14 protein-coding genes are annotated in these 12,836 nt (G+C 44.0%); 9 read left to right on the forward strand and 5 right to left on the reverse strand.

Annotation, left to right across the window (positions count from 1 at the left end; genetic code table 11):
- Positions 1-93 precede the first annotated feature (93 nt).
- Positions 94-1,107, forward strand: a complete 1,014-nt coding sequence (locus BP896_RS02045; RefSeq protein WP_291765141.1) for a galactitol-1-phosphate 5-dehydrogenase — start codon at positions 94-96, stop codon at positions 1,105-1,107.
- A gap of 1 nt (position 1,108) precedes the next feature.
- Positions 1,109-2,305 (forward strand): L-rhamnonate dehydratase, encoded by a 1,197-nt coding sequence (gene rhmD, locus BP896_RS02050; protein ID WP_291765143.1) that lies wholly within the window; start codon positions 1,109-1,111, stop codon positions 2,303-2,305.
- Here rhmD and rqcH read toward each other — a convergent pair.
- A complete protein-coding gene (gene rqcH / locus BP896_RS02055) occupies positions 2,302-4,242 on the reverse strand; it encodes a ribosome rescue protein RqcH (protein WP_291765145.1) in 1,941 nt (646 codons plus the stop codon). The genes rhmD and rqcH overlap by 4 nt on opposite strands.
- 69 nt (positions 4,243-4,311) lie before the next feature.
- Between rqcH and BP896_RS02060 the strand changes: the two genes are divergently transcribed.
- The 3 genes from BP896_RS02060 to BP896_RS02070 all read left to right on the forward strand — a co-directional run bounded on the left by BP896_RS02060 (position 4,312) and on the right by BP896_RS02070 (position 5,956).
- Complete coding sequence (locus tag BP896_RS02060; RefSeq protein ID WP_291765148.1) at positions 4,312-4,623, forward strand: hypothetical protein; 312 nt, start codon at positions 4,312-4,314, stop codon at positions 4,621-4,623.
- A complete protein-coding gene (locus BP896_RS02065) occupies positions 4,586-5,479 on the forward strand; it encodes a cytochrome ubiquinol oxidase subunit I (RefSeq protein WP_291765150.1) in 894 nt (297 codons plus the stop codon). The genes BP896_RS02060 and BP896_RS02065 overlap by 38 nt, the downstream gene beginning before the upstream one ends.
- An 87-nt stretch (positions 5,480-5,566) precedes the next feature.
- The gene (locus tag BP896_RS02070; protein WP_291765152.1) at positions 5,567-5,956 is read left to right on the forward strand and encodes a hypothetical protein; all 390 of its coding nucleotides are present in this window, start codon (positions 5,567-5,569) and stop codon (positions 5,954-5,956) included.
- Positions 5,957-6,505: 549 nt separating this feature from the next.
- Here the strand turns inward: BP896_RS02070 and BP896_RS02075 are convergent.
- Positions 6,506-6,715: a 4a-hydroxytetrahydrobiopterin dehydratase gene (locus tag BP896_RS02075; RefSeq protein ID WP_291765153.1), complete on the reverse strand. Its 210-nt coding sequence runs from the start codon at positions 6,713-6,715 to the stop codon at positions 6,506-6,508.
- 441 nt (positions 6,716-7,156) lie between these two features.
- On the reverse strand, positions 7,157-8,848 hold the full coding sequence (locus BP896_RS02080) for a hypothetical protein (RefSeq protein ID WP_291765246.1): 1,692 nt from the start codon (positions 8,846-8,848) through the stop codon (positions 7,157-7,159).
- Positions 8,849-9,373: 525 nt separating this feature from the next.
- On the opposite strand from BP896_RS02080, the gene BP896_RS09790 reads away from it, so the two are divergent.
- From BP896_RS09790 to BP896_RS02095, 4 genes are all read left to right on the forward strand, one after another.
- Entirely contained in the window at positions 9,374-9,505 is a 132-nt protein-coding gene (locus BP896_RS09790) for a Rieske (2Fe-2S) protein (RefSeq protein WP_349681913.1), read from the forward strand.
- A 74-nt stretch (positions 9,506-9,579) separates the two neighbouring features.
- Complete coding sequence (locus BP896_RS02085; RefSeq protein WP_291765154.1) at positions 9,580-9,783, forward strand: hypothetical protein; 204 nt, start codon at positions 9,580-9,582, stop codon at positions 9,781-9,783.
- Positions 9,784-9,802: 19 nt separating this feature from the next.
- Positions 9,803-9,994 (forward strand): hypothetical protein, encoded by a 192-nt coding sequence (locus BP896_RS02090; protein ID WP_291765155.1) that lies wholly within the window; start codon positions 9,803-9,805, stop codon positions 9,992-9,994.
- Between the two features lie 64 nt (positions 9,995-10,058).
- On the forward strand, positions 10,059-10,208 hold the full coding sequence (locus tag BP896_RS02095) for a hypothetical protein (protein WP_414633177.1): 150 nt from the start codon (positions 10,059-10,061) through the stop codon (positions 10,206-10,208).
- A 357-nt stretch (positions 10,209-10,565) separates the two neighbouring features.
- Here the strand turns inward: BP896_RS02095 and BP896_RS02100 are convergent, their stop codons facing one another.
- Positions 10,566-10,736 (reverse strand): hypothetical protein, encoded by a 171-nt coding sequence (locus BP896_RS02100; RefSeq protein ID WP_291765156.1) that lies wholly within the window; start codon positions 10,734-10,736, stop codon positions 10,566-10,568.
- 187 nt (positions 10,737-10,923) lie between these two features.
- Complete coding sequence (locus tag BP896_RS02105) at positions 10,924-12,705, reverse strand: chloride channel protein (protein WP_349681918.1); 1,782 nt, start codon at positions 12,703-12,705, stop codon at positions 10,924-10,926.
- Positions 12,706-12,836: the final 131 nt, after the last annotated feature.

Here is a 12,836-nt window from a genome sequence, read left to right on the forward strand (position 1 = left end):
GAGGCCGCTGGCTCTACTCCCCCTTGCCACTGCGTATTAATTGTAAACGGGTTCGCTGGTATGTTTAAATCCTAGGGTTTGTTAAATTTATTCATGAGGGCTCTTGTTTGGACTGCTGTCGGTAGGATGGAGGTTAAGGATGTTCCTAAGCCAATTCCTCAACCTGGCTGGGTCATTATGAGGGTTAAGTACACAGGTGTATGTGGCTCAGATGTTGGTGGATTCCTAGGTAAGAATGAACTTCGTAAGCCGCCGTTAATAATGGGTCATGAGTTCACAGGCATTGTTGAGGAGGCTGGACCAGGGGTACCTAGGGAATACATTGGTAAACTCTTCACTGTTAACCCAATAATTGGATGCGGCCACTGTAGGTACTGTAGGAGTGGGCTGAAGAACCTATGCTTAATGAGGAAGATAATAGGTATTGATTACCCAGGGGCCTATGCTGAGTATGTTGCAGTACCTGCGGATAACCTATATCCCGTAAGCGACCCAATTAAGGGTGCCTTGGCTGAGCCCTTAGCAACATCACTAAGGGCTGTTAGGTTATCTGGGGTTAGCCTAGGGGATTCAGTACTGGTTATTGGCGCTGGACCAGTGGGTTCATTGGCGATTAAGTTACTTAACGCAGGCGGCATTAAGGATGTCACAGCAATTGACATTAATGCTCATAGGCTTGAGTGGGCTAGGAAATGGGGTGCCTCAAAAACACTAAACACCAGTGGGGATGAGGCTTTGAAGACCATTAGGGAGCTTTACCCTGAGGGCTTTGATGCCGTTATTGATGCCGTTGGGTCAACGGATACTAGGAGGCTAGCCATTAATGCCGTACGTAGGGGTGGTAGGGTAGTGTTTGTTGGTTTACATGATAATGAGGCTTCAATACCGGGGAACCTAATTGTTAGGAGTGAAATAGAGGTTAAGGGATCCTTCTCCTACACTGATGAGGACTTCCGCAGAGCCGTGAATATAATTGAGGCTGGGTTACTTGACCCAAGGGAGGGCTGGGTTGACATTAGGCCTCTTGAGAGGGGTCAGGAAACATTCACTGAGTTAGCTGGGGCTGAGACTAAGTACGTTAAGGTAATGTTAACCCCAGGTGAGTGAAGTGAGTGGGATTGATGCATCAATTGAACCTAAGAGGATTAAGGAAGTTAGGGCGTACGTGGTTAAGGGTGGCGGTGCTGATTACCATGACCAATCCAGTGAACACTGGATACTGGGCTACATAGCAACCCCCATTTCAATATACCCTGAGTATAGGGCCAGTAGGGCTTCCTGGGGAATTAACATACTGGGTTCAGTGGTTGTTGAGGTTGAGTCAAGTGATGGAGAGGTTGGGGTCGGTGTAAGTACTGGTGGTTATCCAGCGGCCTGGATAATTGAAAATCACTTATCTAAGTTCGTAGTGGGTAAGTATGTTGGTGAGGTTGAGAAGACTTGGGATCAAATGTTCAAGGCGACAATATACTATGGGAGGAGGGGGATAGTTATGAATGCTATCTCAGCCGTGGACCTAGCGCTATGGGACTTAATGGGAAAGGTTAGGGGCCTACCTGTATATGACTTACTTGGTGGACCTGTTAGGGATGAATTAACCTTCTACGCCACTGGCCCAAGGCCTGATGTGGCTAAGAAACTCGGCTTCATAGGCGGTAAATTACCTCTAATTCATGGACCGGCTGACGGTATTGAGGGATTAAGGGAGAACGTGAAGGTTTTCAAGGAGGCTAGAGAAAGGGTTGGCGATGACTTCTTGCTAATGTATGATTGCTGGATGAGCTTGGACTTACCCTACGCTCAAAGGCTATTAAGTGAGCTTAAGCCCTATGGCCTATTCTGGATTGAGGAACCATTCATTCCTGATGATTACTGGTCCTATGGGGCATTAGCTAACGTTGCTCCACCAACCCTAGTAGCTAGTGGTGAGCATGAGTCCACGGTGCATGGGTTTAGGCTACTTCTTGAACTTGGCAGGGTTAATGTTATTCAGCCAGACATAACATGGGTTGGCGGTGTGACGCCTATGATTAAGATTGCGGCATTAGCCGAGGCCTATGGGGCATGGGTTATTCCACATGGATCAAGCGTATATGGTTACCACTTCATAGTGACTAGGGTTAATAGCCCATTCGCCGAATACATAGTCGTATCCCCAGATGCCACTAAGGTTGTTCCTCAATTCTACCCAATCCTGAGGGATGAGCCTATTCCCCAGAATGGTAGAGTCAAGCTCAGTAGGAAACCCGGCTTTGGTGTAGAGTTGAATAGGGATTTACTGACTAGGCCCTTTAAGCCAACTTAACCAGCAACCTTACTGAAAATCCCCTTAACAGTATCCCAGGTAATTGGATTGCCTTCATTGGACTCAATTATAAGTGATGGCCCTGGCACATGCTCTATAACATGCTCCACTGGTATTTGCCTAGCCTCAGGGTGCTTCTTAATTAGGAGCTCCTTAATCCTGCCGGCAACCTCACTCCTCTCACCATTACCTGGCTTAAGGGTAACGTAGTAATTGGCCAGTGAACCAATGGCCGTTGGTGGTGCAGATACAAGCCTAATTACGTCACCATCAATCCTTAAGCCCACGCTAATAATTAACTCAACACCCCTAATCCACCCCCTCTGCCCATATATCATGAAGCCGCCCTTAGATAAATACTCACCACTGGGTGCCTTCTTACTAACCTGCTCACCCTTAACGTAGTAGACGTCTAATGAATTAGCCCCAAGCTTCCAGGCCTTAGAGTAGGCGGCGGCGTATTGAGCCGCCTCAATTAAGTCCTGCTGCTTAACTTCCTGGCCCCTAATAACCTTAATTACAGTCACTGGGCCTCCTTGAACATCAGCGTGCAGGAAGAGGTCCCATGGATTCATGTGCCTCTTCACAAGGGCTTCATTCTGCCCAGCATCCTTACCAGCTAGGACTGGTGAACCACCACTGGTTATGAACCACCTAAACCTCTCAAACCACTCCCTACTAGCCACAAACCTAACCGTTGCCCTAGCCTCCTCGGTGGTTTCATTAACCCTGCTTCTTAATTCACTTACCTTACCCCTCAATTCCATTAACTTAACTTCAGCTGCCTTAGCCTTCTTCTCAAGCCTCTTAGCCTCCTCAAAGTACTTGGTAGCTGTTTCCCCAGGACTCTCCCCCAATGTTAATTCAACCTCACTATTATTCACCATAACCTTCACTGCCTTCCTTAATGGGTCATAGTCAATCACCTTAATGCTGCCATACTCAATACCCTTAACCTTAGCCTTGAAGGAATCCTTATCAATAATGTAGGTGCGTAGTAGCGCCTCATGGAGTTCACTGAACTCATAAAGCCTACTCATGATTAATTCACCCCTCCTCCTAAGGTCTTCTGCATCCCTTAAGTACCTGCTTACAGTATCCTCAAGTTCCTTAATGGATGATTCAAGCCTAGCAATCTCATCCTCAATACCCTTAACCTTCTCCTCAGCAACTTTCTCAACCTCAATTGAAGTGAAGTAATCATCAACAGCCCTATTGAAGCTCTCAACCCTCCTGAATTCACCCTTGATTGAGTGGAAGGGTATGGGGGATACGTATGATGGTGAAGCATATATGACTGGCTTAAGCCTACCTAAGTGAAGAGCCTCAAGAATACCCCTAATACTCCCCCATATTAGGGTTAAGTCACTGCACCCTGACCTGGTGCAAACTTCCCTAGCCCAATCAATACCTAATCCAAGGCCCTTAGCTAAGGCTTCATCACTTAGGCCAACTTTTTCACTTAACTTAAGTAAATTATCAAAGAACCTTGGATCCAGGAACCTCCTTGGGGGTTCACTGTAAGTTGAACCAATCTTAATTTCCCTATCCTTACCCCTATACTCATGTAGAAGCCACTTAACCTTACCATCAACTGTGAAAACCATGTTGAAGGGTGGTATTAATTCAATAATGAGCCTACCGCAATTTAAGTCAATACTCATTACCCTATCTAAATTAGCCTCAAACCTATTGATTACGCAATCCTCAATAAACTTCCTAAGGGGGCTAGGGGATAGGTTTTGAGGTATTCTCCAGGTTTGGCTAATCCTCCTTGGGTTAGCGATGAGGTATGCTATGTCGGATGCCCTAACTTTAAAGTAATGCGAATCGCCAAGCCTATAAACCCTAATCACCCTCCCACCACCCAATGCGGCATTAAGCTCAGTGGCTATAGCCACTAAATCAAGCGCATTAAGGGCCTTCTTAATAGGCATAGGCTTAGGTACTATCCCCCCTTATTAAACACACCACCCAATGAAAAATCACTGCAAGCACTTGAATAAATGCCTCTTGGGGATGGGGAAATACCGCATTCACTATGCCCATTCCTACCAACCTATGGTCCAAATGCCGCAAACATAACTGCAACTCTTAACTTAGCTGTATTACTCCTCCACTACACCATTGATGGCACTGGTTCACTTGCTTTAACAAGCGTTAATTTCACATCGTTGGTGGGTACATATTTCACTAATCCATGGCTACTAATGGTTAATCCAGACGCCATAGCAACTACATTGCACACTATTAGCAGCCTACGCCATTGGGGTTGGTGCAGTGGCCCTAGCCTTATCAATAAGGTTCTTCAAGACTAAGGATGGTAAGTACATTAAATTACTGAAGCCATTACTCTGGGTACTCACCATAGTGCTCCTTGTGGAGCCAATAGTCATTGGGCACTTCATGGGTGATACTGTGGTTACCTACCAGCCACTTAAATTCACTGCATTAACAATATTAACAAGTGGCCAAGGCGCCTATGGCTACGAGTACTATGACCCGATAGAGGCATTGTTCGCCTATGGTAACCCACACCACCTGATCTACGGCTTTCAATACTACCTAAATCAATGCGCATCCCTGGGCAATATAACCTTTGGTGAACTCTACGGTAAGCTTGATCCAAGAATGCTCAGTTACCTTGGACCACTAGCTAACGTAACACTGGCTCAGAACTGTAAAGCCGCTGTTCTTTCAATAGAGCCAATGGCTCCATTAGTTAGTGCATCCTACTACACTATGATTAGCGCAGGAATATTATTAGCCATAGCGGCTGTACTTATATTATTCACGTACTTGGTTAAAGTACCTGTATTATCGGCAATAACGGACTTCATAAACAATAAAATACTAGGCATGTTAATAGGTTCTGATAATGTAATGCCCTTCCTAGCCTCAGCAATGGCTGTTTTATCAGCCATAGCCGCCACAGCCGGTTGGGCGGCTAGGGAGATTGGTAGGCAACCATGGACGGTATATGGGTTAATAACTACGAATGAAGTTGCCGCCAGCGATACAATAACGCTTGGCTTCGTTATTTTTGTGGTGGCTATACTGCTTGCAATAGCCATTGCTGGTGCATTTGCCATGTATTACGTAGCCACGAGGCCAAGCCTACTGAATAGGATTAGGGAATTAATTGGGGCAGAAGCTGTTGTTATGGTTGTTTGAGTCCTTTTAGGGCTATTAGGTAGGCTGATGCGGTATGCCTATCTAGCCCATGATTTCTCATTAATTCATCGTGCTCCTTTATTTCTAGTGCTTGGCTTTGCCCTGGAGATGAATTTAGTGTTTGTTAATGTGATTATTGGGGCTACGGTACTCACTGTGATAACCAGGTACATAGCTTACCTACATAATGATACTGGCCTTGAGGTTGCTGCTAGGGATATGTTTAGGTTAATGGTTGTTACTGAACTGTTTGGTGGCGTGTGGGGTACTATACTTACTGTATTCATGGCTGGCTTATTCCCATCAATGACAGTAATATTCATGAGGGTTTACTTCTATCCAGTGGCCATTGCCTTGGTAGGCATATCGGTGAGTATACCATCCATAGCCATCTACTGGCACCTATGGGGTAGGGTTAATCCAAAGGCTCCAGGTACCCATACCTATTCATATACAGTAACACTGGCATACCAATAATCCAATTACTGAACACGTTAATACCACTTGTGTTCACTGCAATCTTCACGGTAACACTATACTACGCCATAATCAAGAGGTTCCTACCTGAGGAGTGAATGCTTAAGGCATCGGTGGTTAGCCTATGAGTGGCTGTGGGAGGGGACACATAGCCCAGAAGAGGGCCAATCCCATACACGGAAAGGGAAGGGAAGTAGTGAGGCTGAGCAATCAATAGCCATCAAAAGCGGCTACTAGTCGCAATGAGAGTCGAACTCTCGTGAAGGCATTAAGTAGTGTAATAATGGCTAATTAAGAACATGAGTAAATTCGTTAAGGAGCTTAGTAAGGTCACTGAATCAATAAGTGTAGTGTTAACCGTGTAGTGCTACCGTACACTAGCTCTATAATATTATCTTACATTGAAGTTTAAAACCACCCCGCTTCAAAGAGGTGGGGCTTCCTTTTTCTTGTGAGGTTTCCTTACCCTCTTATGAAGGTAAAGCATTACTTATATTCTTCCATTAATGGTAATAAATCATGTGTTTTATTAAATTGATTCGTTAAGCCCTATAAGGCTGGGCTTTGCACCTTATCTTGCCATTTACTTAATAATTCATTTATTTTCCTAGCCATCTCTACATCCAGTTGTGTTACTCCTCCCTTACTATGCGTGGTTAATTTTAGTGTTAGGCGTTTCCATACTATGATCATGTCTGGGTGATGCCCCTCCCTTTCAGCTAATTGAGCTACCTCATTTACGAACGCTATGCAATCCATGAAGATTTTGAATTCCAGTTCCCTAACAATGTACTTAGTACTTATCCTCTAACCTCCAGCTGTGTGGCAATGACTTAGTAATTTCATCCTTAGGGAGTACCATATACATGTAGTAAATGCCGCCTAATTAAGTATTAGTACTTTGATCAGTTACAGGGAACTTCAAGTTTTATGGATTTAGCCTTTAATACGGGCATTATTTAATGAATTTACTATAATGAAGGGGTAATTAATGCTAACATGGGGATTGGGTTAGTGTTAATGATGGTGAATTCTATATACTGCTTGCCGTTGATTAATATCTAGTGCATTAGCTCCAGTATTCCATGAGTGATTTTTTATTGCCAATTATTGGCAATATTATTGTGCTTAACGGTATCCTAATGATTACCTTATTAGCCTGGTTAACTAAGGTGGTAGGGTATAGTGTGGTGGATTGCATTAACTGGGGCTAGTGCATGTTACGGGTATTGTGTATGATGTTATTCCCGTTATGTATGTGTTTAGTGGCGTATTCACGCTTATGGTTGATGCTGTTAGGCTTACTGTACTGCTTGATTGTGGGATTACATTAATACTCCATGTGGCTTTAACCCAAAGGTATTGGTAAACATCGTAAAGGCACGGGTACTGGGATTCAACAGCAGTGACAGCCGTATTCCCCAAATCAACATTAAACACAGCAACATCAGGTGATGAAGATGGGAAATTAGGCAGAAATACACCGGCTGGCGTTATGTCCTGGAAGGAGTTCGGGAACCCCTCATTATCAGCACTCTGGCCTATGTTGAATATCCAAGTGATGTTAGATACCTCTATAGTGGGTACGCTTGGTAGGCTCGTGACTGCCGATGGGTTTTGCGAACCACTAATGGACTCACTGGTACCCGGGGGCAATGTTATTTCCACACCAATAAACGGGGCTATATTCTCCACCGCAAACTCTAGGCCAAGGAATATTTCATAACTAGTTGCGCTACTCGCTGGTGGTGGGTTCCATGAGCTTGTACTGAATTCCCCACCACTTGGGTCGCCGACTAATGCATTGGTTACACCATCACTATATAATTGGTAACCGTAGTAATAATCAATGGTCCCTAACTGGGAGGCTTCATAACCATCATTATTGTACATTGTTGAGGACTCAAAGTACTTCTCATAACCAATGACACCCATGGGGAGTGAAGGCGCCTCAGTACCATACACAATATTACTCACCACTAGGCAAGTATCCCAGTAGTATGTACCATTACCATCAGAATAACTTGGTATGCCAGAGTAGTATGAGCCCTCTGAGTAAAGCATTGGTGCTGCCCATATGAATGTAGCGTTACTGCTTACGTATATGCCGGGTACTGAATTTGAGTTAAAATTATAGTCCGTATACGTCTCATAACATGGATCATCAGGGTCTGTACTACTGTTGGCTGTGGTTGTTACTGTGCCCTGCATCATGTTTAATATAACCCTAGGTAGTTGATTCAAGTACACTGGGCCTATTATTAATCCACTTGGCTTAACCCACTTCACAATAAATACTGCCGCCTCATGGGTGTTTACTGGTATTATTGGGTATGCTAGTAGGTAGTGGTTGCTTGGTTCCCTAGGGTTAAGCAGTAGCCTATTGCTTGATGCCAATGCCCATGAGTAGGCTAGTATAAAGTCAATAGTGCCTTCACCGCTACCATTGGCGTAAACACCAATAACATCACCTCTAGCGATAGCACCAGCTAAACTACGAATAACTAAGCCAGTTAAATTAACCGTAACCTTATTCCCCGAATCACTGGCAATCACACTTGGCTTAATGACTGACCAATCAATAATAATAACACCATTATTCGGCAACTTAGGTAGTTGACTAATGTTCACTGGCCTAATGAGCGATTCAGCGATACCTAAGCCAACAAGCCTATGCACCAATGATGATGGGCCAATAACATATATTGGAATATTGATGTTAACTAGTAGTGATTCATTATTAACTGCAAAATCACCAACCACAGCACCGTTAACTGTGCTCACTGCCTTATTGCCTATGAGGAGCCTCGGTAGGGTAACGGCAAGCACTGAAGCAGTAATTACGGCTGCGATTACTGATACAGTTATTAATAATCTTGACGTGGAGCCCATACTCACCACTTCATTGCCGCTCATTGAGAACTTTTAAATTTTTATTACCCCAGCTCTAACTGGGTAATAATCAAGCAATTCAACGGCATCAACTGCATCATTTACTTGACTCATTCTTCAAGAACTTTATACCTAATTCATGGGTAAGGATGTAGAGTTCATGAAAAATGGATTACCTATTACTTACGTCAATAACGTAAAGCACCCTCTATTTATAATACATTCCCAGAACTATACTAGGGCATGCTTAACACCAGTGTTGAAATACGTGCACAGAAACTCAGGAAGGATCATAAAACATTCTATTTGTGCATAATTTCTAATAGGGTATATAATATAAATGAATGATGCCGTAGATATTGCTACCTGCTTTAATTTTCCTAACTTAAAGAAAATTAATCGGATGATTCTTTATCTTAAGCCAATTACCTATACCGTGAGGTATATAAGCCACTCCTTTAGGCTACTCCCTTATGATAACCTTCACGCAAATAAAAGGTTATCCCGTAATGATTTATAATAAAGATGGGGGTAAATTACTATTGGCTAGCCGGATGCCCACATAAGAAGAGGCCTTTAAACAATGCGAAAGTTTACGATGATAAAATCGAGTGCCCCTTCCATCATGCAGTCTTCAGTTTAATTATGGAGAGTTAATAAGCACTCCCCAATCTAAAACACCTTGCGTAAATTGTAAACTTATAAAGATTATAACAGATGGTAATTGCGGTATGAAGGGTTCACCCTCAAAACTTACCCTATTACCATCTAAAAGCCTTAGATTCTTAGCTTGGAAGTATTCTTATTTCCTCCTCTCCACGTTTTTCATAAAAATTTACACTATCTTCAATCTCTACGGAATCTTCCTGGGATTCCCCTCAATTTTTCAGCTAGATCTTGGAAGAATTAAAAATGAGAACTACAAGGGGACTTAGCTTTCCTAGGTTTTACCTAATGGCCAGCGAGACTACACTTGGTTACGCCCTTCTATCCTCCTACGGCCTGCAATACATATACCTCCCACCAGTGCTTATGGGTATAGCTGTGGCCTCAATGGAAACTTATGAACCAGTAATCATTGTCTATATTAAGCTTTGTAGGAGCATGGGTCCCTTCATAGGAGATACAAATGGAGTCCCCATTTAGGCTGTGCATGAATAGACTTTATTAACCTTAAGTTTTTAACTGAGCTTGGGTTCAACTATAAGTAATGAGTATCGAGAACATCATTAAGGAGTTAAGAGAAAGGGAGGAAGAGACTAGGAGGATTAGAGGAGCTAAGGCTGATTGGGGATACATAAACTCACTACCACCTAGGGTTAGGAGTGCCGTGGTACTATTCATAGAGACAGGGGCTTAAGGCTTGCGCAGAAATTATCTGGCCTAGACCTTGAGGACTTCATTGAGGTTCTGAGGAAGGCTAGGGTTTGGATTACATAAATATTATATATGGCAAGAGGAACTGTAGGCCTTGCCATTTATGGTGAGGTGTGGGGGTAATTAGTTGGAGCCCAATCCATAATCCATCACTTAGGCGAGTAGAGGCGACTAAAAGCCACTAGCAGTAAGGCAATGAGGACGAAGGCAGTAAAACACAAAACCAATAAACCACNNACCCTTAAGAACGGGAGGAGGTCAGCTCATAATGAGCAGTGAGGCTTTCAACGTAATCGCCACAATCCTCAGGAAGCCTTACCTCTTTGAGGTGGGGTATTCCTTAGGCATCAATAAACTGGAGGTAGAGTTGGGGCGAACCTAATAGGTATACGTCATCACTACCGAATACGGCTATTGCATGAACACTAATCCCCTGAACCTCAATATCAATCACACAAACGCTCCTCTCAATGACTTCACCATCAGCAGGCCTAAACCTCCTAACCCCCATGGGTTTAATATCCAACTAATTCATTAGTTTGGTGGGTAATACAGAGTATACTGACCCGTATCCACGAGGAGCCCCAGTTTCCTTACTTCACTGGGCTTATCTGTATTTCACGCAATAGCCTTAACCTTTACGAAGCCCATACCTAACTAAACTCCACCACACTAACTTATAAGCCTTAAGATGAACCTCAATTACTTGACTCAGTACGCGTTAATTGCTGAGTAAGCTGCCTCGTAGCCCTCAATTTATCTGTGTAAACCTTATTCATGTTCTCAATGGTTAATAGCCCCAGGAACACGCCATCATTAACAACAGGTACCCACGTGGTGCCTGCCTCACTCATTAGGCTCATTACATCATATAACGTGGACTCAGGCGTTACGTAGCGCATTGCCTTCACGTAATCACGCACCCTACCCTTACCCCCACTAATGTCGTGAAGGTTAACCACACCAATGAACTTACCTCCAGTGTCAATTACGGGTAATGCCGTATACCTATACCTAAGCATCCTATTGAGGACTACAGATGTGTTCTCATCAATGTGGGCTACTGGTTCCTTAATTAACCTACATTCACTTACCCTAATCTCCATTAGGAGTGGTTCCCTATACTCATCAGCGTGGACTGGTGAATCCCTCCTTGTGGGTACTTGGGCCCTATATATCGTGTAGTCACCTGATATTAAGTAGGCTACCGCTACGGCAATCATTGCGCCGGGCAGTAGTTGGTAGCTGCCTGTCATTTCAATAACCATGAACATTACAGCCAATGGCGCCTTAGCTGCTGCCCCAAAGAAGGCTAGCATGCTTATTATCACGAATGGGGCTGGATCAGGGGTTAGGCCGGGTATTAGGTGGTGGAAGATTAACCAAATGTTAAACCCTGTGAATGCACCAATTACTATGCCTGGTGCAAAGACGCCACCACTACCCCCTGAGCCTATTGAGAATGATGTTGCAACTATCTTAAGGAAGGGGAGCATTACTAAGATTACTAATGGTGGCAGCGCCACTATTGGAGATATGAATGCATTAACCCTATTAAACTCCACTAAGTTCAGCCAGCCATAACCCGTGCCCAAGACCTCCGGGGCTAATAATCCAATTAACCCAGTCACTGCACCGCCAATAACTGGCTTAACATAATTATTAACCCTCCACCTCTTAAAGGAGTCATGCACTGTGTAAAAAGTCTTCACGTAGAGTACCGCCATTAAGCCGTCAATTACGCCAAGCATTATGTATAGGGGCAGCCTTAGTGGGTTGAATACGCCAATGTAGTAGCCGAATATTGGCGTGAAGCCAACCACGGAACTGAATATTACATAACCAACGGCTGAGGCTACTAAGGCTGGGAAGAGAACCTCAGATTCAAAATCCCTCTTATAAAGTATTTCGGCAGCCAATATTGCGCCACCTATTGGTGCCTTGAATATTGAACCAATACCAGCCCCAATACCCACGGCAACAGCAATCCTCCTATCCTCAGTGGACAAGCCTAATAAGTCAGCTATAAGTGAACCAATGCCGGCGCTCAACTGAGCCGTAGGCCCCTCCCTACCGGCACTACCACCGGATCCAATGGTTATTGCCGAGGCAATTAACTTAATTGGCGGTATCCTCCTCCTAATCCTACCTTGAAGCCTATGGAAGGCATTTATGGCAGCATCAGTCCCATGACCCTCAGCCTCAGGCGCCCATGTGTAGACTATGAGCCCCGACAATAGGCCACCGAGCATTGTTGATAATGGTATTAACCAAACGTGCCCCACATGGAATATATAGCTTAATGAACCACCTTCACCAAGGGGTTCAGGTATTTCGTAACCAACCAACTTCAGCATGAATATGAACTCCATGAACTTAAGCGCTAAGTAGAAGGTTAAGGCTGATAAACCAGCAACCACACCAATCACAACCCCCATAATGAACCACTTAACATAATACGGCAACTCACTAATATGCATCATATGCTGGGAGGCTAAGGCGCTTTATAAGGCTTACCATAAGTACCATTTCCCTTAAACACAACATCAATAACCTCACTCAATTGGAGGAGCCGTAGGGTGTGGTAAGGTATTTAACCCGGTACCGGTAA

Source organism: Caldivirga sp. UBA161, from assembly GCF_002506515.1.
In the GTDB taxonomy this organism is placed as follows: Archaea; Thermoproteota; Thermoprotei; order Thermoproteales; family Thermocladiaceae; genus Caldivirga.

What these genes read in the sequence shown, in the direction of transcription:
- BP896_RS02100 (WP_291765156.1), bottom strand. Translation starts at nt 10,736, where the DNA reads ATGGGGGTTAGGAGGTTTAGGCCTGCTGATGGTGAAGTCATTGAGAGG.
- BP896_RS02075 (WP_291765153.1), bottom strand. Translation starts at nt 6,715, where the DNA reads ATGGATTGCATAGCGTTCGTAAATGAGGTAGCTCAATTAGCTGAAAGG.
- BP896_RS02105 (WP_349681918.1), bottom strand. Translation starts at nt 12,705, where the DNA reads ATGCATATTAGTGAGTTGCCGTATTATGTTAAGTGGTTCATTATGGGG.
- BP896_RS02090 (WP_291765155.1), top strand. Translation starts at nt 9,803, where the DNA reads ATGGCCAGCGAGACTACACTTGGTTACGCCCTTCTATCCTCCTACGGC.
- BP896_RS02080 (WP_291765246.1), bottom strand. Translation starts at nt 8,848, where the DNA reads ATGGGCTCCACGTCAAGATTATTAATAACTGTATCAGTAATCGCAGCC.
- rqcH (WP_291765145.1), bottom strand. Translation starts at nt 4,242, where the DNA reads ATGCCTATTAAGAAGGCCCTTAATGCGCTTGATTTAGTGGCTATAGCC.
- BP896_RS02095 (WP_414633177.1), top strand. Translation starts at nt 10,059, where the DNA reads ATGAGTATCGAGAACATCATTAAGGAGTTAAGAGAAAGGGAGGAAGAG.
- BP896_RS09790 (WP_349681913.1), top strand. Translation starts at nt 9,374, where the DNA reads ATGGGGGTAAATTACTATTGGCTAGCCGGATGCCCACATAAGAAGAGG.
- BP896_RS02060 (WP_291765148.1), top strand. Translation starts at nt 4,312, where the DNA reads ATGCCTCTTGGGGATGGGGAAATACCGCATTCACTATGCCCATTCCTA.
- BP896_RS02085 (WP_291765154.1), top strand. Translation starts at nt 9,580, where the DNA reads ATGAAGGGTTCACCCTCAAAACTTACCCTATTACCATCTAAAAGCCTT.
- BP896_RS02045 (WP_291765141.1), top strand. Translation starts at nt 94, where the DNA reads ATGAGGGCTCTTGTTTGGACTGCTGTCGGTAGGATGGAGGTTAAGGAT.